24 protein-coding genes are annotated in these 24657 nt (G+C 62.0%); 12 read left to right on the forward strand and 12 right to left on the reverse strand.

The features are described 5' to 3' along the window. Positions 1-6 precede the first annotated feature (6 nt). The 3 genes from SB822_RS14210 to phnC are packed head-to-tail and all read left to right on the forward strand — an operon-like array spanning position 7 to position 2552. A complete protein-coding gene (locus SB822_RS14210; RefSeq protein ID WP_410854970.1) occupies positions 7-885 on the forward strand; it encodes a phosphate/phosphite/phosphonate ABC transporter substrate-binding protein in 879 nt (292 codons plus the stop codon). 1 nt (position 886) lies between these two features. Further along, positions 887-1735 (forward strand): phosphonate ABC transporter, permease protein PhnE, encoded by an 849-nt coding sequence (gene phnE / locus SB822_RS14215; protein ID WP_079502409.1) that lies wholly within the window; start codon positions 887-889, stop codon positions 1733-1735. A gap of 13 nt (positions 1736-1748) precedes the next feature. Then, complete coding sequence (phnC, locus tag SB822_RS14220; protein WP_007736817.1) at positions 1749-2552, forward strand: phosphonate ABC transporter ATP-binding protein; 804 nt, start codon at positions 1749-1751, stop codon at positions 2550-2552. Between the two features lie 41 nt (positions 2553-2593). Here the strand turns inward: phnC and SB822_RS14225 are convergent, their stop codons facing one another. From SB822_RS14225 to SB822_RS14250, 6 genes are all read right to left on the reverse strand, one after another. Beyond that, complete coding sequence (locus SB822_RS14225; RefSeq protein WP_410854971.1) at positions 2594-2872, reverse strand: cupin domain-containing protein; 279 nt, start codon at positions 2870-2872, stop codon at positions 2594-2596. A gap of 386 nt (positions 2873-3258) precedes the next feature. Continuing rightward, positions 3259-4644 (reverse strand): purine-cytosine permease family protein, encoded by a 1386-nt coding sequence (locus tag SB822_RS14230; protein ID WP_410854972.1) that lies wholly within the window; start codon positions 4642-4644, stop codon positions 3259-3261. A gap of 123 nt (positions 4645-4767) precedes the next feature. After that, entirely contained in the window at positions 4768-5937 is a 1170-nt protein-coding gene (gene argE, locus SB822_RS14235; RefSeq protein ID WP_114223589.1) for an acetylornithine deacetylase, read from the reverse strand. Beyond that, positions 5930-6607, reverse strand: a complete 678-nt coding sequence (locus SB822_RS14240; protein ID WP_007736824.1) for a DUF1028 domain-containing protein — start codon at positions 6605-6607, stop codon at positions 5930-5932. The genes argE and SB822_RS14240 overlap by 8 nt, the downstream gene beginning before the upstream one ends. Positions 6608-6617: 10 nt before the next feature. After that, positions 6618-7055 (reverse strand): RidA family protein, encoded by a 438-nt coding sequence (locus SB822_RS14245; RefSeq protein WP_086919494.1) that lies wholly within the window; start codon positions 7053-7055, stop codon positions 6618-6620. A 54-nt stretch (positions 7056-7109) separates the two neighbouring features. After that, complete coding sequence (locus SB822_RS14250) at positions 7110-8447, reverse strand: flavin-containing monooxygenase (RefSeq protein ID WP_410854973.1); 1338 nt, start codon at positions 8445-8447, stop codon at positions 7110-7112. Between the two features lie 243 nt (positions 8448-8690). Here SB822_RS14250 and SB822_RS14255 point away from each other — a divergent pair, with 243 nt between their 5' ends. From SB822_RS14255 to SB822_RS14280, 6 genes are all read left to right on the forward strand, one after another. Beyond that, positions 8691-9617 carry a LysR family transcriptional regulator gene (locus SB822_RS14255; RefSeq protein ID WP_007736830.1) on the forward strand — a complete coding sequence of 309 codons (927 nt, stop codon included), beginning with the start codon at positions 8691-8693 and terminating at the stop codon, positions 9615-9617. 189 nt (positions 9618-9806) lie between these two features. Beyond that, positions 9807-10955 (forward strand): SRPBCC family protein, encoded by a 1149-nt coding sequence (locus tag SB822_RS14260; RefSeq protein ID WP_079489960.1) that lies wholly within the window; start codon positions 9807-9809, stop codon positions 10953-10955. Positions 10956-10987: 32 nt separating this feature from the next. After that, positions 10988-12175: an ABC transporter ATP-binding protein gene (locus SB822_RS14265; protein ID WP_007736834.1), complete on the forward strand. Its 1188-nt coding sequence runs from the start codon at positions 10988-10990 to the stop codon at positions 12173-12175. Position 12176: 1 nt separating this feature from the next. Next, positions 12177-13232 carry an ABC transporter substrate-binding protein gene (locus SB822_RS14270; protein WP_007736835.1) on the forward strand — a complete coding sequence of 352 codons (1056 nt, stop codon included), beginning with the start codon at positions 12177-12179 and terminating at the stop codon, positions 13230-13232. A 67-nt stretch (positions 13233-13299) separates the two neighbouring features. Next, positions 13300-14553 carry an ABC transporter permease gene (locus SB822_RS14275; protein ID WP_086919492.1) on the forward strand — a complete coding sequence of 418 codons (1254 nt, stop codon included), beginning with the start codon at positions 13300-13302 and terminating at the stop codon, positions 14551-14553. A gap of 30 nt (positions 14554-14583) precedes the next feature. Beyond that, positions 14584-15411 carry an ABC transporter permease gene (locus SB822_RS14280; protein WP_410854974.1) on the forward strand — a complete coding sequence of 276 codons (828 nt, stop codon included), beginning with the start codon at positions 14584-14586 and terminating at the stop codon, positions 15409-15411. 6 nt (positions 15412-15417) lie between these two features. Here the strand turns inward: SB822_RS14280 and SB822_RS14285 are convergent, their stop codons facing one another. Genes SB822_RS14285 through SB822_RS14295 form a run of 3 tightly spaced genes read right to left on the reverse strand, consistent with a single transcriptional unit; the run spans position 15418 to position 18787 of the window. Further along, positions 15418-16539 carry a DUF2817 domain-containing protein gene (locus SB822_RS14285; RefSeq protein WP_410854975.1) on the reverse strand — a complete coding sequence of 374 codons (1122 nt, stop codon included), beginning with the start codon at positions 16537-16539 and terminating at the stop codon, positions 15418-15420. A 15-nt stretch (positions 16540-16554) separates the two neighbouring features. Next, entirely contained in the window at positions 16555-17712 is a 1158-nt protein-coding gene (locus tag SB822_RS14290; protein ID WP_410854976.1) for an FAD-binding oxidoreductase, read from the reverse strand. A 1-nt stretch (position 17713) separates the two neighbouring features. Then, on the reverse strand, positions 17714-18787 hold the full coding sequence (locus SB822_RS14295; RefSeq protein ID WP_410854977.1) for a Rieske 2Fe-2S domain-containing protein: 1074 nt from the start codon (positions 18785-18787) through the stop codon (positions 17714-17716). Positions 18788-18921: 134 nt separating this feature from the next. Between SB822_RS14295 and SB822_RS14300 the strand changes: the two genes are divergently transcribed. Further along, positions 18922-19869, forward strand: a complete 948-nt coding sequence (locus SB822_RS14300) for a LysR substrate-binding domain-containing protein (RefSeq protein ID WP_410854978.1) — start codon at positions 18922-18924, stop codon at positions 19867-19869. Positions 19870-19885: 16 nt separating this feature from the next. On the opposite strand, the gene SB822_RS14305 is transcribed toward SB822_RS14300, so the two are convergent. From SB822_RS14305 to SB822_RS14315, 3 genes are all read right to left on the reverse strand, one after another. Continuing rightward, entirely contained in the window at positions 19886-20728 is an 843-nt protein-coding gene (locus tag SB822_RS14305; RefSeq protein ID WP_410854979.1) for a phytanoyl-CoA dioxygenase family protein, read from the reverse strand. A gap of 32 nt (positions 20729-20760) precedes the next feature. Then, complete coding sequence (locus SB822_RS14310; RefSeq protein ID WP_007736854.1) at positions 20761-21534, reverse strand: ABC transporter substrate-binding protein; 774 nt, start codon at positions 21532-21534, stop codon at positions 20761-20763. A gap of 153 nt (positions 21535-21687) precedes the next feature. Continuing rightward, positions 21688-22602 (reverse strand): LysR family transcriptional regulator, encoded by a 915-nt coding sequence (locus SB822_RS14315; RefSeq protein ID WP_410854980.1) that lies wholly within the window; start codon positions 22600-22602, stop codon positions 21688-21690. Positions 22603-22762: 160 nt separating this feature from the next. Between SB822_RS14315 and SB822_RS14320 the strand changes: the two genes are divergently transcribed. Together SB822_RS14320 and SB822_RS14325 are read left to right on the forward strand one after the other, a co-directional pair. Beyond that, positions 22763-24127 (forward strand): MFS transporter, encoded by a 1365-nt coding sequence (locus tag SB822_RS14320; protein WP_007736857.1) that lies wholly within the window; start codon positions 22763-22765, stop codon positions 24125-24127. After that, positions 24124-24621 carry a GAF domain-containing protein gene (locus SB822_RS14325; RefSeq protein ID WP_079489987.1) on the forward strand — a complete coding sequence of 166 codons (498 nt, stop codon included), beginning with the start codon at positions 24124-24126 and terminating at the stop codon, positions 24619-24621. The genes SB822_RS14320 and SB822_RS14325 overlap by 4 nt, the downstream gene beginning before the upstream one ends. Positions 24622-24657: the final 36 nt, after the last annotated feature.

Genomic DNA, 24657 nt, shown 5'->3' on the forward strand with positions numbered 1-24657 from the left:
GTTCCCATGACAACTCGCAGAATGTTCATTGCCGGCGCGGCCGGCCTCGCGTCGTCGTGGGCGCTCGCTCCCGTCGCCCATGCGCAAAGCAGCAAGCCGATGCGCTTCGGCGTCGGCCCGCTGCTACCCACGACAGACGATACGAAGAAGAGCTTCGGTCCGTTCTTCGCGTGGCTCGCGAAGCAACTCGGCGTCGATTACGAACTGTCGGCCACCACCGACTGGGCGGGCATGGCCGTCGCGATGGGCTCGGGCCAGCTCGACCTCGCGTGGATGGGGCCGTGGGGCTATGTGATCGCCAACAACTCGACCGACTGCCAGGCGCTCGCGACCGTCAAGTACGACGACAAGCCGTTCTATCACGGCATCGTGATTAGCCGTCCGGATCTCCACGTGAGCCGCTTTCCGGACGACACGAAAGGTATGTCGATCTCGTTTGCAGATGTCGGCTCGACGTCGGGCTGGCTGATGCCGACCTGGTACGCAAAGGAGGTCTGGAAGATCGATCCGAAAACGTTCTGGAAGTACACAGAAGGCGCGACGCACGCGGCAAACGAGGTCGCGGTGCAGTCGGGTCAGGTCGATCTCGCTACGGACTTCGATCGCAACCGGAACGCGATGGTCGCGAAAGGCGTGATCAAGCCCGACGGCACGAAGATCGTCTGGACGTCGGACCCGTTTCCGAACGATGCGATCGTGGTGCCGCACGGTGTCCCAGCGGAACGCGTCGCCCAGATCCAGCGCATCCTGCTGTCGATCACGCCGGAACAGGCTGCGACCTTGCTGCCGCCGCGCTATACGGGCTTCGTGTCGGCAACGCACGCGTCGTACTCGATGATCGAGAAAGCCGGCATCGCTGTCGGCAAGATTCGCGCGAAGGCCTGAGATGAAACCGCCGCCCTCGTCCGCCCCGATGGGAACGGTCGGATCGGCGGCCGCGGCGGCGCTCGCGGCACTCGAGGCGAAGCACGGGCGTTTCGTGCGCCGCCTCAGGCTCGGTGCGACGCTGGCGGCCATCGCCGCGTTCTACGCGGTGTGCTTCAGTCTTGCCCACGTCGACCCGGCCCGCCTCGTCACAGGGCTGCCCAAGCTTGCAGGCTGGCTCGTGCAAGCTTGGCCGCCGCGCGTCGACGAACTGCCGCTGATCATCCAGCGCACGGCGGAGACCGTTGCGATGGCGGCCGTTGGCACCACGGCCGCTGCGTTGCTTGCGCTGCCGGCGGCGCTGTTCGCCAGCCGCAACCTGACGCCACTGCCCGCGCTCTACTATCCCGTGCGATGGTTCCTGAACATGCTGCGCGGCATCGATTCGTTCGTGTTCGCGCTGCTGTTCGTCGCTGCCGTCGGGCTCGGCCCGTTCGCCGGTGTGCTCGGCATCGCGTTCCATACGTGGGGTAGCGCGGCCAAGCTATTCGCCGATCATCTCGAGAACGCCGATCTGGCTGCCTACGATGCCGTACGCACGACGGGCGCAGGCCGCTTCACGAGCATCGCGTATGCGGTACTGCCGGACGTGCTGCCCGTGTTCGCGTCGACCGCGCTGTTCTGGCTGGAGTTCAACATTCGCGCGTCGACCGTGCTCGGCGTGGTCGGTGCGGGCGGAATCGGTCAGGAGTTGAAAAACAGCATGGACCTGCTCGATTTCAACCGGCTGTTTACGATCATCGCGGTGATCCTCGTCGTGGTCACGACACTCGATCAGATATCGGGCTGGTTGCGCAGGAAACTGGTGTGAGGGCATCGCGCGCATGAACCTGTTCACACAGCCTGCTCCTGGCCGCACTGCGCAGCGTGCTCCGCCCCTACGCGTATCGGGCGTCGACAAGCGTTTGCATGGCGTACACGTATTGCGCGACGTCAGCCTGAGCGTCGGATCGGGCGAGTTCGTCGCCTTGCTCGGCGCGAGCGGCGCGGGCAAGACCACGCTGTTGCGCTGCGTGGCGGGGCTCGACAGTATCGACAGCGGCACGATCGAAGTGGCCGGTGTTCCGGTGGCTGCCCTGCGCCGTCGGGCACGCCGGCAGGTCGCGGTGATCTTTCAGCGGTTCAATCTCGTGCAGCGTCTGAGCGCGCTCGACAACGTACTGGCTGGCCGGCTCGGTCACGTGCGCTCGTGGCGCGGCATCGCGCGCCGCTTCGAGCGTGCGGACCGGCTGCTTGCGCTCGAATCGCTCGAACGGGTCGGCCTGCTCGACTATGCGGTGCGGCGTGTTGATACGCTTTCCGGTGGACAGCAGCAGCGCGTTGCGATCGCACGCGCACTCGCGCAGCAGCCTGACCTGATCGTCGCGGATGAACCCGTTGCGAGCCTTGATCCAGGCAGCGGCGGGGAAATCCTCGCGCTGCTGCGGCGCTGCTGCGGCGAGCAGGGTGTGGCCGTGTTGTGCAGTCTGCATCAGGTTGGCTGGGCGCAGCAGTTCGCGGACCGGGTAGTCGGGCTGGCGCAGGGCGCCACGGTCATCGACGTGCCGGCCAGTGCGTTCGACGACAGACACGCGCAGCGGCTATATGCCCGCACAGCGGGAAAGGAACCTTCCACGGAACAGACATGATGAACCCTTCGCAGGTCGCGAAGCATGCGCCCGCGATTTCGTCACGTCGCTAACGGCGGACCTAGAAACTCGACACCCCATTTCGCGCCGAATTCGTTTAGCGCGTCGGGTTCGGGTCGACCGTTCGCCATGATTTCGCGGAGTTCACTAAAAAAAGCAGCTGCGTCGAACCCCGGCGTAATCAGAACGAGCATTCGCGACGGCTTGTCGTCGATGTTCGTGAACCGGTGCGTGCTTCCCACAGGCGCAACGACCGTCTCTCCCGCGTGCGCGACAACACGTCTGCCGTCGACTTCGAACAGATATCGACCACGCAGCACATGGAAAACCTGTTTCCCGCTCGTGCCGATGCTGAGGCGGCCCGAATCCGGGTTCGTCCGTGCACGCGATGAGCGTCGCCTGGTTCTCCGTCGCGGTTGGTGCGATACACACCTCGATATCGACCCCGATGGCGGGTATGGAAATAAGATCGTCGAGTTCTTTTGACTGGCTGAATTGCGCTTGCATGCTCTACCCCTCAATAAACAGGGACCGCCGGCATACGTTCGAGGCCGGCACGGTCAGCGTCGGTGAAGGACAATCGCAATGTGACTGTCAGCTATCACCTGCACGCATCGTAGAGTTGTTGAATTAGCTCAGAATGATTGTTCGGAGCCCTGCGATGCGCGGGGCTCCTTTTTTACTATCGTTTCAGATCGACACTCGCTTAACGAACCGTCGCCCGCATCCCTGCATTCAGGCGGCGCCGATACGTCGTATTCCGCGTTGCCAGCCAGTAGTACAGCGGCGAAGTCAGAACGAGGCCGATCACCCACGAAAGATCCGCGCCATCCAGATAGCCCGGTACGGGTCCCGCATACATCGGTGTGTTCATGAACGGAATCTGCACGGCAATACCGACTGCGTACGCAATCAGCGCTTGCGGATTGAAGCGTCCGTAAATGCCGCCGTCCGCCTCAAAGATCGAGTCGATGTCGTACTTGCCTTTATGGATGACGTAGAAATCGATCAGATTGATTGCCGTCCACGGCACGAGCACGACGAGCAGAGCGAGCACGAGATCGACCAGATTGCCCACGAAGTTCGTCGAAGCCCCGAGCGCCGCATAGCAGCACGCAGCAAGAATGACGAATGAGAACACCGCCCGCGTCCTGGCCGTCGGAATCCAGCGGTACGCAAAGGTCTGCACCGATGTGATCGCCGCGAGCACCGCTCCGTAGAGATTCAACGCGTTATGACTGATGACGCTGAGCAGGAAGAGCACCAGCATCGGCAAGCCGAGCGGTCCCGTCGCCTGCTTGACGGCATCCATCGCATCGACGCCGGGCGGCACGGCCAGCACGGCAACGGCGCCGAACACGAACGCGAGCGTCGAGCCGATCGTACAGCCCAGATACGTCGCCCAGAACGTCGACGCGACACGGACATTCTCAGGCAGGTAGCGCGAATAGTCGGACACGTACGGCGCAAACGCGATTTGCCAGAGCGCGGACAGCGAGACCGTCGCGAGCCAGCCGGCGATATTGAAACCGCCGCGCGTCAGAAAGTCCGCCGTCGAAACGTGCGTCAGGATGTACCAGAAGCCGATGAAGATGCCGATGCCGAGTACCCACGTCCCGATCCGGTTCAGTATGTGTATGAAGCGATAACCGACGATGCCGATCAGCCCCGAGCCCAACGCGCCGACGATGATGCCCACCGGTACGGGAACACTCGATTCGATTCCGTGCAGCGATTTCCCGGCCAGCACGATGTTGGAAGCGAAGAAGCCCACATACATCACGCCCGCGATGACCGTGACGAGCAGCGCGCCCCATGATCCAAACTGGGCGCGGCTCTGGATCATCTGCGGAATGCCCATTTGAGGACCTTGCGCGGAGTGCAGCGCCATCAGCACGCCGCCTACAGCCTGTCCCACGACAATCGCGACGATGCCCCAGAACAGATTCAGATGGAAAAGCTGGACGCCGAGCGCCCCCGTTACGATAGGCAACGGCGCGATATTGCCGCCGAACCAGAGCGTGAACAGATCACGCACCTTGCCGTGACGATCCTCGCGTGGCACATAGCCAATCGTGTGTTTTTCGATCAATTGGGAAGCTTTGCTGTCCGTGGTGGCCAAAATGCTGTCTCCTGTCTCGCGCAGCTGCGCTGCGATATTCAGCGGCTCAGGCGTGGCCCGAGCGCGCTCGTTGCTTGCATTCATCCGTTTGAATCACGCGCCGGACCTGGTCGAGAGGTGATCCGCCAGTCGCGTCAACATCGCATCGCATGCTTCGAGTTGTTCGACTGTGACGAATTCGTCCGGCTTGTGTCCTTGATCCATGCTGCCCGGTCCGCAGACCACGGCGGGTATGCCTGCCTGATTGAAGAGTCCGCCCTCGGTGCCGAATGCAACCGTGCCGAACTCACGGGAGCCACACAGCAATGCGAGCAGCTGCGCTGCGTCGCTGTCGGGCGGCGTTGCGAGACCGGGATAGGCCGAGAGCGACTCGAGGCGAATATCGGTTTCGGCATTCACTGCGCGCATCTTCGGCAATAGCTGGGTCTGCGCGTAGGTCTGCAACTCGTCGGCGACGTTCGTTGCGTCGTAGCCGGGCAGCGCCCGCACTTCGAAATCGAACTCGCATTCGGCCGGCACGATGTTGAGCGCGCGGCCACCTTTGATGACGCCCGTCTGCACCGTCGAGTACGGCGGATCGAAGCGTTCGTCATGCTGTTCAGGCAAGGACAACTGCTCGCCGATCTCGTCGAGACGGTTGATCAGACGCGCCGCGTACTGAATCGCGTTGACACCGTAAGGCGCGTACGCCGAATGGCAAGGCGCGCCCTTGACCTGGCAGCGCATCGCCAGCTTGCCTTTGTGACCCAGCACCGGCTTCAATTCCGTCGGTTCGCCGATCAGGCATAACGCAGGCTTGTGCGCACGCTTTGCGAGTTCCGCGAGCATCGGCCGCACGCCGAGACATCCCACTTCTTCGTCATAGGAGAATGCGAGATGCACGGGCACTCTCAGATCGCGCGCGAGAAACACGGGCACCGCTGCCAATACCGATGCAATGAAGCCTTTCATATCGGCCGTGCCGCGTCCGTACAAGCGCCCGTCTTGTTCGCTCAGACGGAACGGCTCGACCGTCCACGGCTGGCCGTCGACGGGCACCACGTCGGTGTGGCCGGACAACACGATGCCGCCGCTATCATCAGGGCCGATCGTCGCGAACAGATTCGCCTTCGTGCGCTCCGCGTTGTAGAACAGCTCGCTATGAACACCGAAATCGCCGAGGTAGTGCCGGATGAAATCGATCATCTCCAGATTGGAGTCCCGGCTGACGGTGGGAAATCCGATTAGCCGTTCGAGCAGCGCGCGGCTCGAGTTGTCACTCATCGCCCGGCACTCCATAACTCGGCGCGGCCGTTGGATTGAGCGCACGGGTCACGTAATCCTGCATTTGCGGCTTGTACGCTTGCCATAGGCCGTCGAGCTTGCCGATGGGATCGTCGTCGGCCCAGTCGATGCGCAAATCAACGATCGGCCAGCTCTGATCGCCGACGATCTTCAGCGCCGCCGAATGCACAGGGCCCGCTTCGCCGCCCGCCGCCATCGCGGCATGCATCGCCGCGAGCAGACGGTCAGCAAGCGCGCCTTTCGCATTCGCGAATGCAGGCGCCATCGCCTCGATCACGTCGATGCCCGCAAGCATGTTGCCCGCTGCCACGCATTGCGCGCCCGCCACCGCGTGATATGTACCCAGCGCTTCCTTGCCGCTGAAAAACGCGGTGCGGCCGCTGGCATCGATCACCGTCACCTGTCGATACTCGCTCCAGTCGTTCGCCCCGAGCGCACGGTCCAGCGCCGCGGCGGGTTCCAGTAGCGTGTGCTCCAGCAGATCGAGAATCTGCGGCCCGAGCGCGGGCAGCGTCACGTTCTGCGTCGCTACCGCGCCCACGCCTGCGCGCAGCCACGGGCATCGCGCTCCCACTGCGATGCTCGAAGAACTGATCGCGATGCCGAGTTGCCCGGTTTGCTCACAACGTCCGACGATAGAAAAAGTCATGTCGTGTTCCTCAGCCCTGAGACCGCGTCCATCCTTCCGGAATGACGGCGATCACGTCGATCTCCATCAGCCACTGCGGCTGACCCAAAGCCGTGACGACCAGGCCCGTCGAAATCGGGAACACACCCTTGAGCCACTTGCCGACTTCCTGATACACGGGCTCGCGATACCGCACATCCGTCAGATACGTGGTCGTCTTGACGACGTGCGACAGGTCGCTGCCCGCTTCTTCCAGCAACTGCTTGAGGTTCTTCATCGCCTGCGCGGCCTGCGCGCGCGGATCACCGAGTCCCACGAGCTTGCCGTCGAAATCGGTTCCCACCTGGCCGCGCACGTACACCGTATTGCCCGCGCGCACGGCCTGACACAGGTCGTTGTCGAGCGTCTGGTTCGGATACGTGTCCTTTGTGTTGAACATGCGGATACGGGTATGCGTAGGTTGGCTCATCAATGCACCTTGATACGAAATAAAGGGAGAATGCGGGTCGGGTTCGTGGGCGCTTCAACTCAAGTCGAGTTCGCTGACCTTGTGAATACGTGAATCGGCTACGGCAGGTTCGTTCGTCGCCTTTGCGTGGCTATCAGGCGCGTCGTAGTACGCGAGGTATTTGCGCTGCGTGGCGATGTGATCGGCAATATGCTTCGCGTCATGCCACACGCCCCAGATGAAAGCGGAGCCGCGACGCGACAGCCACGGAAGACCAAGAAAATAGATGCCCGGCTCTTTCGAAACACCACGCTGATGCTTCGGCTTGCCTTTGTCGTCGAAGGCATCGACTTGCAGCCAGTTGAAATCGACGGCATAGCCGGTCGCCCAGACAATCGACGTCACGCCTGCGTTGACCAGATCGAGTTCGAGAATCGGATTGATTACACAATCAGGGTCTGCGGGAATGACGCGCGCCTCCGGTTCTTCCGGAAGATCGAGACCGTTGCGGGCCGCGTACGCATCCGCTGCATCGAGCAGCGACAGATAGTTTTCGTCACCACGCGCGATGTTGTCCGCGAGATCCGAGTCGAACGTTACGACGCTATCGTCGAACGATTTCGTCAGACCGACGAGCGTGACGCCCTGATGCGCAAGACGTCGAAAGTCCACCGTATGGCCGCCGCGCGCACCGCTCACCGCGATGGTCACGTGCTCCTTGCCCGGGCGCATGACTTCCGCATCCCATTCACCTAGCACGCCGAGCCACCAGCAGAAGTCGCGGCCGCGATAGCCGCGCGGCGGGCGATCGTGCGGCCCGACCGACAGATACACCTGCTTGCCCGAACGCTGCAATTCATCCGCGATCTGCACGCCCGATGAACCTGCGCCAATCACCAGCACGCCGCCTTCGGGCAACTGCTGCGGATTGCGATAGTCGGCGGAATGAATCTGCGTGAACCGATCTGATTTCGGCGCGACGGCGGGAATCAACGGGCGTTGAAACGGTCCCGTCGCGACGACCACACGGTTGGCTTCGAACGTACCGTCCGAGGTCTCGACAGTGAAACCCTGGTGGCCCGCATTGCGCACCACTTTCTTCACTTCGACGCCGGTGCGGATCGGCGCATCGAACTTCTTCGCATAGGCGACGAAGTACTCCGCGACCTGTTCTTTAGATGCGAACCCATCCGGATCGACTTCGGCGAACTCCAGATTTGGGAAACGATCGTGCCAAGCGGGTCCATTGGCAACCAGCGAATCCCAGCGTCCCGTGCGCCACCGCTCGGCGATGCGCGCGCGCTCCAGCACGATATGCGGCACGCCGATGTTGCTCAAATGTTCGCTCATCGCCACGCCGGCCTGACCGGCGCCGACTACGAGCGTGTCGATTGACGTTGTTTTCACTGCCATGGCTAAGTCCTTCTCAAAGGCGGTTTGATTCGAGCCGTCGTGACGTCGTGTTCGATGCGGGCGAAGCGACTTGTCGAACGGCGCGCAGCACCGTGAATCAGCTGTCCTGGTGCAGAATCTACGCGTGCCCCTCGAATCCGAAAAATATATTTAAAAAATGCATTGCATCCGATTTACCTATGCAGCGCTTTTTGACCGCCTCACAATGGTGCGCAATGAACGCCCGAATCTGGAGCATTGCCGATGGAAAACCATCCCCTTCGTTACTCGCTTCGTCAGCTGCGCTATTTCGTGGTCACGGCAGAAACGCTGTCGTTCACGGCCGCTGCGAAGCGCCTGCATATCTCGCAGCCGTCTATCTCGACGGCACTCGCCGACCTCGAATCGTCATTTGGCGTGCAGCTTTTCATCAGACATCACGCGAGCGGCTTGTCGCTCACGCAAGCGGGCCGCGACCTGCTCGGACAGGCGCGCAATCTGCTGAAGATCGCCGAAGAATTGCAGACGTCCGCGAAAGAGATGGACGGCGGTATGACGGGCTCGATCGCTCTCGGCTGCCTCGTCTCGCTCGCGCCGCCCTTGATGCCGCGGCTCATCAGCCGGTTCGCGAGCGAGCACGCGGGCATTTCGTTTCGTACGGTCGAAGCACATCAGGACGGCCTGCTAAGAGGTCTGCACGACGGTTCGCTCGACATAGTTCTGACCTATAGCCTTGATCTGACGGAAGACATCGCCTTCACGCCGCTGCTGTCGCTGCCGCCGTACGTGATCCTGCCGACCTCTCACCGTCTTGCCCGCGCGCGCAAGGTATCGCTGACTGACCTGTTGCACGAGCCTTATGTGATGCTGGATCTGCCGCATAGCCGCGAATATTTCGCCGCACTGTTCGATGCCGTGGGCAGCCGGCCCGTACCGGCGTTCCGCTCGTCGCAGCCGGAAGTCGTGCGCGGCATGGTGGCGAACGGACTCGGCTACAGCATCCTCAACTTTCCGCTCAAGTCGAACCGTACCGTGGACGGCGAAGACTTCGTCGTGAAGCGCTTCAAGGACAACGTCAACGCGACGACACTCGGGATCGCGCAATCGCGCACGATGCGGCCCAGACAGGTGGTGCAACGGTTTGCGTCGTATTGCGAGACCTATATCCGACGGCTGCATCTGGACACGTAAACCCTGTTGAAACGCGCGTCAAAGCCCGCGCGAGTAGCATCCGCGCTACATAGTAAAAACCTTTGCTTTGCATCCAAAAACAATATTTTGGCTGGGAATTTGGCTTGATAGATTGATGTCCATGTCGAGCGCAACACCACGCAATCCAGCGTCGGCGCGCTCTCGCAAGCTCGAGACAAGGAGGGCGACATGGCACATCCGGTAAGGACGATCGCAATAGAAGCGCTGGTCGATGAGCTGCTGACCGGTTGCGATCGACCCTTCAGCGAAGCGCGCTCGATGCCGCCCGGTGTCTACACGTCGCCCGAATTTCTCGCGCTGGAAGAGCGCGACATCTTCTCGCGCGAATGGCAATGCGTCGGCCGCGCGAGCGCGCTGAAGAATGCCGGCGACTATCTGACTGCGCGGATCGGCGACCAGCCGATCGTCGTGCTGCGCGACGAGCAGATGCAATTGAAGGCGATGTCGAATGTCTGCCTGCATCGCATGTCGGTGCTGCTCGAAGGACGCGGCAACGTGCGCCGGATCGTGTGCCCGTATCACGCGTGGAATTACTCGCTCGATGGCGCGCTGAAAGGCGCACCGCTGATGGATCGGCAAGAGGGCTTCTGCAAGGAAAGCTATCGCCTGCCTGCCGTGCGTTGTGAAGAATGGCAAGGCTGGATCTACGTGACGCGCGATGAAAACGCCCTGCCCGTTCACGCGCGGCTCGCCGAGTTGAACGAACTGATCGGCGCATACGGCATGTCCGACTACATCGAAACTTTCTATGAAGAACACGTGTGGGACACGAACTGGAAGATCCTTGCGGAAAACTTCATGGAGAGCTATCACCTGCCGATGCTGCATCGCGCGACGGTAGGCCCGCATTCGCGGCTCGAAGAAATGGAATGCCCGCCCGGCCTTCCGGCCTTCAACTATCACTGGATCACGAAGGAAGCGTCCTTGCCGATCGGCAACGCGCATCCGGACAACACGCGTCTCACGGGACACTGGCGCAAGACCACGGCGTTGCTCGCCATTTACCCAACCCATCTCGTGACACTGACGCCGGGCTACTTCTGGTATCTCGTGCTGCAGCCCGAAGGCGTAGGGCGCGTGCATATCCGCTTCGGCGGCGGACTGGCGCCGGAGTTCGTCGCCGATCCGCAAGCGCATGCCTACATGGCAACGCTCAAGCAGCTCCTCGACGACGTGAATGCGGAAGACCGACGCGGCGTCGAAGCCGTGTTTCGCGGCGTGCATGCACCGCTTGCAAAGCCCGGTCATCTGAGCCATCTCGAACGCCCTAACTATGACTTCGCGCGCTATCTCGCGGCGAAGATCGGCACGCATTGACTACGACGCAACACCGACAGGACGCCAGCACGATGTCAAACCCTTCCTTCATCTCATTCTCGGGCGTGAGCAAATCGTATGACGGCGCGCATTACGTCGTCGACGATCTGAACCTCGACGTGCGCAAGGGCGAATTCCTGTCGCTGCTCGGGCCGTCGGGTTCAGGCAAGACCACCACGCTGATGATGCTCGCGGGTTTCGAAACGCCCACGCAAGGCGAGATTCGCCTCGACGGACGCCGGCTCGACGACAAGCCGCCCCACCAGCGCGACATCGGCATGGTGTTCCAGAACTACGCGCTTTTTCCGCATCTGACGATTGCTGAGAACGTTGCGTTTCCGCTTTCCGTGCGTCGCGTGAGCCGCGCCGAGCAGAAGACGCGCGTCAAGCGCGCACTGGAGATGATCGAATTACCGCATCTGGCGAACCGCCGCCCCTCGCAACTGTCGGGCGGACAACAGCAGCGCGTCGCGCTGGCGCGCGCGCTGGTGTTCGAGCCGAGCGTCGTGCTGATGGACGAACCGCTCGGTGCGCTCGACAAGCGTCTGCGCGAAACGATGCAATACGAAATCATGCGCCTGCATCGCGAGTTGTCGCTGACGATCGTCTACGTGACGCACGATCAGGCCGAAGCGCTGACGATGTCGAACCGCGTCGCCGTGTTCTCCGATGGCCGCATCCAGCAGGCCGCCACGCCGAGCGAGCTTTACGAGAATGCGCAGAATGCCTTTGTTGCGAACTTCGTCGGCGAGAACAATGGGCTGACGGGACGCGTGGTCAATGTGAGCGGCGACAGCGCGACCCTCGCACTGGCGGACGGCAGCATCATTCGCGGCCGCTGCGAAAGCGGTCTGCGCGAAGGCGACGACGCGATGCTCGCGCTGCGCCCTGAGCGCGCACATATCCCAAGCGCCGAAGGCACGCACGCCGACGGACACAGCAATGTGGTGCAAGCCCGCGTCGAAGAACTCGTGTATTGCGGCGATCATCACCGCGTTCATCTGAAGCTCGGCGCGCGCGACGCCATCGTCGTCAAGGTGCCCAACACGCAGCGTCACGCGCTGCCTGCGCCAGGCAACATGGTCGAGGTCGCATGGCGCCACGACGATTGCAAGATTCTCGCAATGACGGCAAGCGCGCATCGCAACGCGCCTGCCAATTACTCCCCGCCGTCTCCGTTACCTACCATCATTACGACCGCACCTGCAGGAGCCAACTGACATGCTTACTCAAATCAAGGCACAACGTGCCGCACTTGCCGCACTCTCCGTCTTCGCGTTCTTCTCCGCCGGTGCTCAGGCAGCGGAAACACTTTCCGTCGTGACGTTCGGCGGCGCGTATGAAGCGGCTGCGAAGAAGGCCTATTTCGAGCCCTTCACGCAAGCCACGGGCGTAGGCTTTTCGACGGAATCCTATGACGGCGGCCTCGCCAAACTCTCCGCAATGGAGCAGGCGAAGAACACCACATGGGACCTGATCGACCTCGAAACGAATGATGCAATCACCGCCTGCGACGAAGGCCTGCTGCAGAAGTTCGACAAGAAGACATTAGGCAAGACGAGCGATTTCATTCCCGGCTCGATCAGCGATTGCGCGGTGGCGAGCATGGTCTGGTCCACCGTCTTCGCCTACGATGCGAGCAAGCTGAAGACCGCGCCGACCACCGTCGCCGACTTCTTCGACCTGCAGAAATTCCCGGGCAAGCGCGGGCTGCGCAAGTCGCCGAAGGTATCGATGGAATGGGCGCTGATTGCCGACGGCGTCGATCCGAAGGACGTGTACAAGGTGCTGGCCACGCCCGCAGGCGTCGATCGCGCGTTCAAGAAGCTCGATACGATCAAGAAGAACATTGTCTGGTGGGAATCGGGTGCACAGGCGCCGCAGTTGCTCGCGGACGGCGCGGTGGTAATGACGCAGGCCTACAACGGCCGCATCGACGATGCCGCGAAGAAAGACAATAAGCCGTTCAAGGCCGTCTGGGACGCGCAGGTCTATGACTTCGACTGGTGGGGCATTCCGACGGGCGCGAAGCACGCGGACGCGGCAGCGAAGTTCATCGTTTCCGCTTCGCAGCCGAAAGCCTATGCGGATCTGTCGAAGTACATCGCCTACGCGCCGCCGCGCAAGGATGCGATCGCGCTCGTCGACAAGCAGCGGCTGTCCGATCTGCCTACCTCGCCGCAGAACTTCAAACGTGCGTTGCAGATCAATGCGGGCTTCTGGGCCGACAACGCGGACCAGATCAACAAGCGCTTCCAGACCTGGCTTACTCAGTAACCCCGGCAGTAACTTCGCTGTTTAAAGAGCGCAACGAGAGCAAAGAGAGCCCGACGTGACTACCAGCATGCCCGTATCGGCCCAAGCCGCGGCTTCGGGCTCTCCGACGAGAGCCAACGGCCGCGCGTCGTTCCAGAAGGCGCAGCGCCGCGCGTCGGCTCAGGCGCTGCTGCTTGCGCTGCCGTTGATTCTGTTCCTGCTATCGACGTTCATCGCGCCGATAGCGTTGCTGCTCGCGCGCAGCGTGCAGAACCACGAAGTGCCTAACAGCATGCCCGCGCTCACGCGCGCGCTCGATGCATGGGACGGGCGCGGCGTACCGGACGAGCGCACGTTCGCGCTGCTTGCGTCGGGTTTGAAGGAAGCGCAAGGGAGCGGGCAACTCGGGACGGTCGCGCGACGCCTGAATTTCGCTCAGGCCGAGTTTCGCAGCCTGCTGATGCGAACCGCGCGCAACTTGCCTGCTGACGCGCCACCCGCATGGAAGCCCGCACTCGTTGCAATGGACGAACGCTGGAACTCGCCGGAAACCTGGCGTCTGCTGAAACGCGCCGCCGCATCGCCGACACCGGACTATCTGCTCGCCGCCGTCGATGCGCAAGTCACGCCGCAAGGTTCGGTCGAATTCGTGCCGGACAATTCGTCGGTCTATCGACAAGCGTTCCTGCGTACGATCTCGATCAGCGCGACAGTCACGGTGCTGTGTCTGCTGCTCGGCTACCCCGTAGCGTGGATGCTCGCCAATCTGCCCGCGAAAAGCAGTAACCGTCTGATGCTGCTCGTGATCGTGCCGTTCTGGACGTCGCTGCTGGTGCGCACTACGGCATGGTATGTACTGTTGCAGCCGGGCGGCGTCATCAACAGCCTGCTGATGGGACTCGGTCTCGCGACGCATCCCGTGCCCCTCATCTTCAATCGCGCTGGTGTGCTGATCGGCATGACGCACGTGCTGCTGCCGTACATGATTCTCGCCATCTATTCGGTGATGAAAAGCGTGTCGCCGATCTATGTGCGCGCGGCGCAGTCGCTCGGCGCGCATCCATTCACCGCATTCGTGCGCGTGTATGTGCCGCAAACGCTGCCGGGCGTCGGCGCGGGCTGCTTCCTCGTGTTCGTGCTTGCGCTCGGTTACTACATCACGCCCGCACTACTCGGCGGAGCGGGCGACGAGATGATCAGCCAGCTCATCGCGATGCAGACCAACACGCAGCTCAACTGGGGGCTTGCAGGCGCACTGTCGGCGTATCTCGTGATCTTTACCGCAGTCTTCTACTTCCTGTTCAACCGCATTGTCGGCATCGACCGTTTGCGCTTCGGTTGAGCGACGCCTACACGACGACAAGGGACCGCCATGCAAAACCAACGGAAGAAGATGCTGACGGAGCGCATCGCGACGCATTGGGTGCGGGTGCATACCGCGCTCGTTCTGTTCTTTCTGATTGCGCCGATTCTCGCGATCATCCCGCTCTCGTTCAACTCGGGTTCGTATTTCTCGTACCCTTTGCAGGGCTTTTCGTTGCGCTGGTATGAGCAGGCACTGACTAGCGGCGACTGGCAGCGTGCGCTATTGAACAGCCTCGGGATTGGCGCGGCATCGACGCTGATCGCCACATGTCTCGGCACGCTCGCGGCGCTCGGCCTGAGCCGCACGCAGTTTCCGCTGCGTTCGCTGATCATGCCGATCATCATTTCGCCGATGATCGTTCCCATCGTCGTCGTTGCGGCCGGGTTCTATCTGATCTTCGCGCCGCTCGGGCTCGTGAATTCATATCCGGGCGTCGTGCTGGCGCATGCGGCGCTCGGCACGCCATTTGTGGTCATCACCGTGACGGCGTCGTTGCTGTCGTTCGATCAGAGTCTGCTGCGCGCCGCATCGGGTCTCGGCGCAAAACCCTGGGTCGCGTTCAGGCGCGTGACGCTGCCGCTGATTGCGCCCGCCGTCGCGACGGGCAGTGTGTTCGCCTTTGCGACTTCGTTCGATGAAGTGATCGTCATTCTGTTCATCGGCGGGCCGGATCAGACCACGGTGCCGCGGCAGATGTGGAGCGGCATCCGCGATTCGATCGATCCGTCGATCCTCGCCGTCGCCACGATGCTGATCGTGTTTGCTGTGTTGCTGTTCGCCAGCATCAACTGGCTGCGCAGCCGCGCTGCGGCTGCGAGCCAGGCGCTCGTTTGAGGTGCTTTAGCGTTGCTTCGGCGTGATGCCTGGCAGCGCCCCCAACGCGCGCATCCAGATCTGCCGCGTGCGCGTCCACGTCAGCTCACGCCAGTCGGGATCGGCGGGCATGAACGATTCGAACAGTGCGCGGCTGATCGCGCGTCCTCGCGCATCGTGAGGGTCCCCGTACAGATGCAGCCAATGGTCGTCGCGCAGCGCCGTGTGCATCGGCGCTTCGGGATAGGTACCGCACTCGATGACGAGTTGCATCAGATGCGTATCCGGCAACGCGTCCAGCATCGCTTGCGATGTATAGCCCGTCGCCCGCGCGACCACACCTGTCTCGCTCACGGCTGCGTCCGCATGCGTGAGCAGCGTGTAGAGCCACGGACCATAGAGGCGCTGCGCATCGGCGAGCCCCGGATAGACCGATTGCGTAATCGACATCAGCATCGGATGACCGAACGCGCCTGCGCCCGTATGCAGGTCGAAGGCAATCGCAACCTGAGCGGGCTTGAGGAATCGCGCTGCGATATCGCGCAGCGTGCGGTTCGACCAGGTGGGCTGCTGCCCGCCATAGAACAGACCGTCTGCGTGGAGGTATTGACCCGCGCCGACGATTGCCTGTACCCCCGACCACCCCAACGCGTCGATTTGCTTTGCTAGCAGCGCATCGGCATGTTGACGCTGCGGACCGTCGATGTCGCGGCACGTGTAGATTTCATGCAGCGCTTCGTAACGCGGATTGTCGGGCAGCGCAGCCGTGAAGTCGACGTAGTTGCGATTCAGATCGACGTTATCCTCGTTCACGCGCCTGACCCACGCCGTGCCCCACGGGTTGATCAGATGGACCATCAGGACCGCGACATCGTCGGGCAAGGGGTGCGTTGCGAGTTCGTGCAGCCACTCTGTCTGACACGTCGAGCCGAAATAGCCCTCGACGCCATGTGTACCCGAGAGTGTCATGAACACGCGCGACGCATGGGGATTGCCAAGCCAGGCGACGTCCGTCGCAAGCGCTTCGCCATTCGGTCCTTTCAGAGGATGGGCGTACGTCGTCAGGGTGGCGCCCGCCGCCTTGGCGCCGTCAAGAAACTGGTTGCGTAGCGTGTCGAAACCGGGATCGACGGGAAAGCTGATCTTCATAAAGCCTCTGGTGAGTCAAACGTTTTTTGCGTCTTCCGAAAGCGCCAACGTAACGCATCCTGCGGGCTTCGCGCAACACAGCAATACTGTACCTTGCGACGGCGGCTCCAGCGGTTCTTCCGTGTATTCGACCTTTCCGTCGATCAGACTCGTCACGCACGTATTGCAAATGCCGATCCGGCAACTGAATGCGGGCGCATAGCCGAGTTTCTCGGCAAACTCGAGCAGGGAACCGCAACCCGGGTCCCATGCGACGGGTTCGGCTTGTGTGTGAAGGCGGATGGTCGTCGTGGTGGCTGAGCTTTTCTGAATCGCTGCATGCGGTTGCGCGCTTAAAGGCTCCTCGGCCACATCTTCCTCGAGTACCGTCGCCGGACCGAAGAACTCGTAATGAATGCGGTCGCGCGCGATACCGAGGCTGCGCAAGAGCTTCCAGTTCGACTGCATGAAAGCGGGCGGGCCGCATAGATAGACTTCGTAGTCATCGAGCGGCAAAAGGCCTTGCAGCGTGTCGCGCGAAATCAGTCCTTCGCTGTCGAAATACTTCAAAGCGCGGTCTTCCGCCGAAGGAAGCCGATAGCAGACATGCGCACGCACGTTCGGATACGCCGCCACCACCGCCTCGACCTCATCACGAAACGCGTGCACCGCGCCGTTCTCGCAGGCATGAATGAAGTACACGCGGCGGCTGTGCGCGCCGTCCATCGCGCGCAAGCGGTGCAGCATGCTGACGAGCGGCGTCAACCCGACTCCGCCACTCATCAACACGACGGGTCGTGTAATGTCGTCACCGCAAACGAACGCGCCCGAAGGTCCCGCGAGTTCCAGTTCGTCGCCGGCGTGCACCCGTTCGTGAAGATATGACGAGCCGCGTCCCGCAGGCACAGCGTCGCTACCTTGTTCGTGTTTGACAGAGATTCGCCAGCGCGTGTTATTGGCGGGATCGCCGGAGAGGCTATATGTGCGCAACAATCGCTCGCCTGACGGCGAAGGCAGGCGCACCGTGACGAACTGCCCTGCAACGAACGGGGTCAGCGCTTCGCCATCGACAGGCACGAGATCGAACGAAACGATCGATGCGCTTTCCTGCGTGCGCCGCGTCACACGAAAACGCCTGAAACGCAACGCTGCACGCGGCGCAGCCAGCGTCGCCGGATCGTCCACGATACGCATGTCAGTGCTCCGCGCGCAGCCGGTTCACCACATAGACCGGCGCGGGCGTGACCGTTGCCTGCTGCTCACGTTCGATCATCTGCCCAAGCGCGCGCCTGAAACGCAGCGGTCCAGCGTCGATCGCGAGATCGATGTTCGGCGTGCGGGCGTTCTGCATGCCGCGATGAACGGCTGTCAACACGACGCGGTCTTCCTCGAAAGCATGTCGCACGTCCGCATCGAACTGGCGCGACACCTGTTCGTCCTGCGGCGCGAAGTTGCGCGTCTGGAACCAGTAGTAGCGCGTGTGCGATTCGTCGACGGGTGTCATGAAGTTATACGAATTCATCAGGAACACGTCGGGATGAAGCGGCGCATCGTCGCCGCCCGTTCCCGCCGGCGTGAAGATCGCCTTGATGATCGCGTGCGACGGGAAGCGCACTTCGTAATGCTGCTTGCGGTCGCACCGCCCTTCGAAGCCGACGAACTGCGCATAGAACGGCGCCACGTCGACATCGCGCATCCAGCGCGAGACCGTCACGCCATGCGCGGCGACCTCGGTTTTCAGCGGCTCAGCCTCGCAGGCAGAATTGCCGAATGACGACGGATGCACCCACGCGACATGCGAAGGATCGAGCAGATTGTCGGTGACATAGAGGTAATGGCAATCCACCGTCATCACGTCGCCACGATTCACACCCCACGCAGGATCGCCCCATTCGTCGATCTGCACGATCGTCGCGGCGTCCGCCTCGTCGGCATCGCCCATCCAGATCCACAGCAGGCCATAGCGCTCCGCCAGCGGATAGCTGCGCACCTTCGCGCCGGGCGGGATGCGCGGGCTGCCGGGCGCGCGCACGCACGCGCCCTCGCAATCGAAGGTCAGGCCGTGATAACCGCATTCCACCTGATCGCCAATCAGCTTTCCCATCGACAGCGGCAGCTTGCGATGCGGGCACGCATCTTCGAGCGCGACGGGCGTGCCATCCTCGCGGCGATACAACACGACCGGTTCGCCGAGGATCGTCACGGGCATGAGTTTGTGCGTCACGTCTGCGTCCCATGCTGCGACGTACCATGCATTCCTCAGAAACATTGCGCTGCCTCCGTTATCCGGTTTCGTATTCACTTACCGATCAGGATAAAAAGCCAAAACATAAAAGAACAGATGTCAAACTCTGGCTGTTCGTTTAGAGTTTCTAAATCGTCGAACCTTCCCCCACCCATACGATGACGACGAACAGCTTTCCCCCTTTGCGCGCGCTGCAGGTGTTCGAAGCGGTAGGCCGGCGCGGCGGCGTGACGGAAGCGGCGAAGCGGCTTGGCATTTCCGCTGGCGCAGTGAGCCAGCAGATCAAGCTGCTCGAAGACACGCTCGGACTGCACCTCACGCAAAAGGACGGCAAGCGGCTGAGCCTGACGTCGATCGGGCGCCAGTATCACGAGAGCTGCGCAGCCGCGTTCGAAAGCCTGCGTGTCGCGCATGCGGAAATCGAGCGGGCGAAGAACACTCGCAATCTCAGCGTCAGCGCACTGCCTTCACTGCTGTCGAAATGGCTCGCGCCGCGCATGCTCGAATGGCAGCGCCAGCACGCCGATCTCAGCGTGTATCTCGACGGCACGCACACGGAGCCGTCGCCGGATGGATATGACATCGACTTTCGTATCAGCTACGGCGAGCGCATTGCGGATGTCGATAATTCCGTCGAACTGTTCCGCGATTACGTGGTGCCCGTTTGCAGTCCACGACTGCTCGCAGCCGACGCACCGCTCGTCTCGCCCGCCGAGATTCTTGGCTATCCGTTGATATCGGTCGACTGGCGGCCGAAGTTCGCGTCGCCGCCTTCGTGGCGCGAATGGCTCGCTGCCAACGATGTCGATTGCAGTGAACTGAACGAGAACCGTCAGGTGTTTTCGCTATCGAGCGTCGCGATTCAGGCGGCTATCGACGGTTACGGTTTCGTGCTCGCACAAAGCTCGATGGTCTGCGACGATCTCGCCGCAGGCCGTCTCGTGATGCCCTTCGCGCTCGGATTGTCGCTACCGTGGCCGTATTTCCTCACATGGAAGCCGAACGCTTTCGACAAACCGCATTGCCGCAGCTTTCACCGCTGGCTCGTGACGCGCGGAAAGGAACAGCAGCAGCTCAACGACAGCATGCTGAACGTGGTCGCTTGAAACGGACAACCGTGCATCAACTCGCGCTCGCGCGCCAGAGCACGGGGAAAAGCGGATGGTCCATCGGTGCGCCTTCGGGCAATTGCGCATCCAGGCCCGGAAAATCAGGAGACGTGCGCCAGCGGCGCGGCGCGTGACGAACGTCATCACCGATGAAGCGGACCGAAAACGCGCGCCGCCGCGTGTTGCCGCCGACGCCGCCCGACGCATGCAAGGTCAGCATGTTGAAGCACAACATGTCACCCGGTTCGAGCGCCCATCCGATGATCGGATAAGCGGCGCGGTTCGACTCGATATCCGGCAGGTCGGCGAGACTGCCTTCCGGAAACCACTTCGCTTCGTTGTCCATGAACGTGCGTGGCATGAGCCACGGGCCGAGATGCGAACCGGCCACGAATTCCAGCGTCGATTCGCGCGAAACGGGATCGACGGGAATCCACATGCTGACGTTCTGCGAGCCGCTAATGTTGTAGTAAGGCTGGTCCTGATGCCACGGCGTGCGCTGCCGCGTGTTCGGTTCCTTCACAAGCAAATGGTCGTGATAAAGCCGCACGGTTTCGCCGCCGATCAGCGCGGCCGCCGCCGCTGGCGCCGCCGACTCGTAAATAAAGCGGCGATACGCGTCATTGTCCTGCCAGTTGCAGAAGTCTTCGAAGAACCAGCCTGGATCGTCGGGACGGCTCGCGACCTTCGCGCGCGGACTCGGCTGCGCAATGTTGCGCTCGATACCTTCGCGCAACAGCGCAATGTCATCGTCGGTGAAGAGTTTGCGGATGCACACCGCGCCATCGCGGCGAAAGTCGGCGATCAGTTCCGGCGTCAGCCCACGTTCGATGCGTGCGTCGATGTCTTGCAGCATGGTGTCTCCGTATAAGGCGCGATTCGATCGTCTCAGCCGTTCAGGATATCGAAGTCGAAGTAGCGGCGTTCGATCTTCTGGTACGTTCCGTCCTTGATCATATCGGCAATGGCCTGATTGATCATCTCACGCAACTGGGGATCGTCTTTGCGCAATCCGATCGCGGCGCCCTTGCCCAGCGTCTTCGCATCGTTCACGGGCCCTCCGAGGAACGCGTAGCCCTGCCCTTGCGGCGTCTTCAGAAAACCCTCGCTGCCGGAAATCATGTCGGTCAACGTCGCGTCGAGCCGCCCCGAGCGCAGATCGGTGTAGACGAGTTCCTGATTGGCGTATGAGACGACATTGATACCGGCGGGTGCCCAGTATGCTTTCGCATAGGCCTCTTGTGTCGAGCCTTGCGCAACGCCGATGTTCTTTCCCTTCAGTGATTCGGCCGAGGGCTGCAGACCGGCACCGGCGCGTCCGATCAGGCTGCTCGGCGTGTTGAACAGGGTTGTCGAGAATGCCACTTGTGTTTCGCGTTTCGGCGTCACCGACATGGCCGAGAGAATCGCGTCGAACTTGCGCCCCTGCAGTGCGGGAATGATGCCGTCGAACGCCGTTTCGACCCACACGCATTTTGCGTGGAGGCGGCGGCAAATCTCATTGCCGAGATCGATTTCGAAGCCGACGAGCTTGCCGTCGGGAGCCTTCGACTCGAACGGCGCGTAAGTGGGATCGACACCGAACTTCAGTTCGGTCAATTCCTTCGCGTGTACGGACAATGCTGCGAGCAATAGTGCGAGACAAACCAGCGGCTTTTTCATGAGCATCACCGTTCCAAACAGCAACCGTTGAAAAAAACGGACGATTCGCTTGTCCGTCGATTACGGATCAGCATAGGAACTCAAAAAAACGAAGAATAGAGGCCCGTTGATCGCGGATGATTTAGATTTTCTAAAGCTTGAATGGCGACGCATTCAAGGTGACACGAACATATCGACCAATTGATCGCGTAACCAGCGATGCGCAGGGACCGTCTCGTTGCGTTGATGCCAGAACAGGCTGATGACGCGTTCCGGGGCTTCCAGCGGCGCGCGCACGCTGACGAGGTCGCCAGCCATTGCGCCGCGTTCGCATAGATCGCGCGGCAGCACGGCGATCAGATCACTCGAGCGAATGATCTCGCAGGCGACCGTGTAGTGGTTCACCGACGCGACCAGGTTGCGCTTCAAACCGCGCGACGCGAGAAAAATATCGAACGACGGCTGCGTCTGCCCTGCAAGGCTGATGTCGACATGGCGCGCATTCAGAAAACGCCTGGTGGTCAACTTGCCAGGCCCCGCGAGCGGATGGCCACGCCGCATCACGCATGCGTAGTCGACGCTCCAGAGCGAACGCGAACGGATGTGCGCGGGCGGCAGTGTCTCGTTCACATAGACGCCGATCAGGCAGTCGACACGGCTGCCTTCGAGTAGCGCCGGCGCGTCAAGCAGGATATTCGGCACCGTCTGCCATTGCAGATGCGGCGCGCTTTCGCCGAACCGTTCGATCAGGCGCGGCATCACGATGCCCGCAACGTAGTCCGACATCGACAGGCTGAAGCTGAGTTCGGCGCTGCCGGGAGAGAACGTCTCTTCATCGAGCGCGGCGCGAATGCGGCTCAGCGAATCGCCTACGGGTCCCCACAGCGCCATCGCCCGTTGTGTGGGCGTGACGCCCGCGCCATTGCGGATGAAGAGAGGATCGTCGAACGCTTCGCGCAAACGGCTCAGCGCGTTGCTGACGGCGGGCTGCGTGAGCGAAAGCTTGGTGGCGGCACGCGTGACGGCGCCTTCCGTCATCAAGGCTTCGAAGACCTTCAGCAGATTCAGATCGAGCGACCGGAAGCTCATGCGCGTCCATTCACGATATCAATGTAGTGGATCAAGGATATAAATATTTGTGACGTTCGACAAGCCATAGAATCGGCCTCACACCAAGGTCCACCGCGCGCCGCGAGCGTGCATACGGCCGCGCCGTCACGCCGGATTGTCGAGACTCAAGGAGCGCAACGTGTCAAATGTTTCTGCACGCATCGAGCGTCTGCCGTTTGGACGCTTTCATGGGCACCTGCTGCTGATGGGCGGCATGGGCTACGCATTCGACGCAATGGATGCCGCCGCCGTCGCGTTTGTCCTGCCTGTACTGCGTCACGACTGGGCTTTGTCCAGCGTGCAAACAGGCGTACTCGGCAGCGGCAACTTCATCGGCTTTTTCTTCGGCGCGCTGCTCGCGGGCACGCTGGGCGATCTGATCGGCCGGCGCAAGGTGATGATGTCGGCGTTGCTGATCTACTGCGCGGCGTCCGTCGTCAGCGCGATGACCGATTCCTGGCCGACCTTTCTTGCCGCTCGCATCGTGGCCGGCATGGGAACGGGCGCCGAGAGCGCGATCATTGCGCCCTACCTGGCCGAGTTCGTTGCGAAGCGGTATCGCGGCATCTTTACGGGCGCGCTGGCCGGGTTCTTCTCGTTCGGCTTCGTTGCCGCCGCATTGCTCGGCTACTTCATCGTTCCCGCGTTCGATTCAGGCTGGCGCGTCGTGCTATTGATCACCGCGCTGCCGATCCTGATGCTGTTGTGGTGGCGCCGTTCGCTGCCCGAGTCTCCGCGCTGGCTGGAAAGCCGCGGGCATGTGGGCGAAGCGAAGCGCGTGCTCGACCGCATCGAAGCCAGCTTCGCGGCTCGTGGGATCGCACTGCCGGAGCCGGAGTCCATCAGCTTGAACAGCCCACCGCCGGCACACACTGGCACGCTGGCCGCGAACTTCCGCGCGCTGTGGATGGGACGCCAGGCGCGCATCACCACGATGACCTGGCTGATGTGGCTGTCGATCACCTTCAGCTACTACGCGTTCTTCACGTGGATTCCGGGCCTGCTCGTGCAGCACGGGATGAGCATCACGCGCAGCTTCGGCTATTCGCTCGCGATGTACGCTGCGCAGGTGCCCGGCTATTTCAGCGCCTCGTGGTTCAACGAGCGCATCGGGCGGCAGGCGACGATCGCGACGTACATGCTGCTCGGCTGCGTGTGTGCATTGGGCATGGCGTTCGCCCGCTCGAACGAGGAGATCATGGCGGCGGGCATCGGGCTGTCGTTCTTCATGAACGGCACTTACGCCGGCGTATACGCCTACACGGCGGAAGTGTTTCCCACGGCGGTGCGCACGACGGGCGCGGGCACGGCGTCGGCGATCGGCCGTATCGGCGCAATCGTATCGCCGATTCTTGTAGGCTATCTGTATCCGAACTTTGGTTTCGCAGGCGTGTTCGGCGTGACGACGGTCGTACTATTGCTCGGAGCGATTGCCGTGGTCGTGATGGGCGTGCCGACGCGCGGACGTTCGCTCGAAGACATCGCCGCGGGGGAAGCGGCATGAATGGCGTGCAAGAACAGGGCTTGCAGGCCTTCGTCGCGCTGGCTCGCGCGCAGGCGAGCACAGATCAGCCAGCGGCGCTCTATCAAGCGCTCGACAAGGTCCTTGCGCAAGCGATCGGCCATACGCTCTTCACGATACTGCGCTACGACGACGCGACGAATGAATCGGCGCGCATCTACAGCAACATGCCGGCTGCGTATCCAACGGCGGCAAAGAAGCCGCTGTCGGGCGGCAATTGGACCGACATCGTGCTGACGCGCGGTGAGGCGTTCATCGGCAAGACGCCGGACGATCTGCGCGCGGTGTTCGCGGATCACGAGCTGATCGCGTCGCTCGGGTGCGAAAGCGTGCTGAACGTGCCCGTGCGCTGGAAAGGACGCACGCTCGCTTCGCTCAATCTGTTGCATACGCGAGCGTGGTATCGCGACGATCACGTGCCGATCGCGCAGTCGCTTGCGCAGTATGCGTTGCCGGCGCTGCTCGACGGAGCCTGAAACCGGCTTTGCGCAGCGAATCGAATCATTCACCGA

The sequence above is a fragment of the Paraburkholderia sp. SIMBA_054 genome, assembly GCF_046534875.1.
GTDB classification, from domain to species: Bacteria; Pseudomonadota; Gammaproteobacteria; order Burkholderiales; family Burkholderiaceae; genus Paraburkholderia; species Paraburkholderia hospita.

Coding starts and splice junctions, on each gene's coding strand:
- SB822_RS14295 (WP_410854977.1), bottom strand. CDS start 18,787: ATGTTTCTGAGGAATGCATGGTACGTCGCAGCATGGGACGCAGACGTG.
- SB822_RS14250 (WP_410854973.1), bottom strand. CDS start 8,447: ATGGCAGTGAAAACAACGTCAATCGACACGCTCGTAGTCGGCGCCGGT.
- SB822_RS14210 (WP_410854970.1), top strand. CDS start 7: ATGACAACTCGCAGAATGTTCATTGCCGGCGCGGCCGGCCTCGCGTCG.
- SB822_RS14290 (WP_410854976.1), bottom strand. CDS start 17,712: ATGCGTATCGTGGACGATCCGGCGACGCTGGCTGCGCCGCGTGCAGCG.
- SB822_RS14325 (WP_079489987.1), top strand. CDS start 24,124: ATGAATGGCGTGCAAGAACAGGGCTTGCAGGCCTTCGTCGCGCTGGCT.
- SB822_RS14240 (WP_007736824.1), bottom strand. CDS start 6,607: ATGACTTTTTCTATCGTCGGACGTTGTGAGCAAACCGGGCAACTCGGC.
- SB822_RS14265 (WP_007736834.1), top strand. CDS start 10,988: ATGTCAAACCCTTCCTTCATCTCATTCTCGGGCGTGAGCAAATCGTAT.
- SB822_RS14310 (WP_007736854.1), bottom strand. CDS start 21,534: ATGAAAAAGCCGCTGGTTTGTCTCGCACTATTGCTCGCAGCATTGTCC.
- phnE (WP_079502409.1), top strand. CDS start 887: ATGAAACCGCCGCCCTCGTCCGCCCCGATGGGAACGGTCGGATCGGCG.
- phnC (WP_007736817.1), top strand. CDS start 1,749: ATGAACCTGTTCACACAGCCTGCTCCTGGCCGCACTGCGCAGCGTGCT.
- SB822_RS14270 (WP_007736835.1), top strand. CDS start 12,177: ATGCTTACTCAAATCAAGGCACAACGTGCCGCACTTGCCGCACTCTCC.
- SB822_RS14260 (WP_079489960.1), top strand. CDS start 9,807: ATGGCACATCCGGTAAGGACGATCGCAATAGAAGCGCTGGTCGATGAG.
- SB822_RS14280 (WP_410854974.1), top strand. CDS start 14,584: ATGCAAAACCAACGGAAGAAGATGCTGACGGAGCGCATCGCGACGCAT.
- SB822_RS14285 (WP_410854975.1), bottom strand. CDS start 16,539: ATGAAGATCAGCTTTCCCGTCGATCCCGGTTTCGACACGCTACGCAAC.
- SB822_RS14245 (WP_086919494.1), bottom strand. CDS start 7,055: ATGAGCCAACCTACGCATACCCGTATCCGCATGTTCAACACAAAGGAC.
- SB822_RS14305 (WP_410854979.1), bottom strand. CDS start 20,728: ATGCTGCAAGACATCGACGCACGCATCGAACGTGGGCTGACGCCGGAA.
- SB822_RS14315 (WP_410854980.1), bottom strand. CDS start 22,602: ATGAGCTTCCGGTCGCTCGATCTGAATCTGCTGAAGGTCTTCGAAGCC.
- SB822_RS14255 (WP_007736830.1), top strand. CDS start 8,691: ATGGAAAACCATCCCCTTCGTTACTCGCTTCGTCAGCTGCGCTATTTC.
- SB822_RS14275 (WP_086919492.1), top strand. CDS start 13,300: ATGCCCGTATCGGCCCAAGCCGCGGCTTCGGGCTCTCCGACGAGAGCC.
- SB822_RS14300 (WP_410854978.1), top strand. CDS start 18,922: ATGACGACGAACAGCTTTCCCCCTTTGCGCGCGCTGCAGGTGTTCGAA.
- argE (WP_114223589.1), bottom strand. CDS start 5,937: ATGAGTGACAACTCGAGCCGCGCGCTGCTCGAACGGCTAATCGGATTT.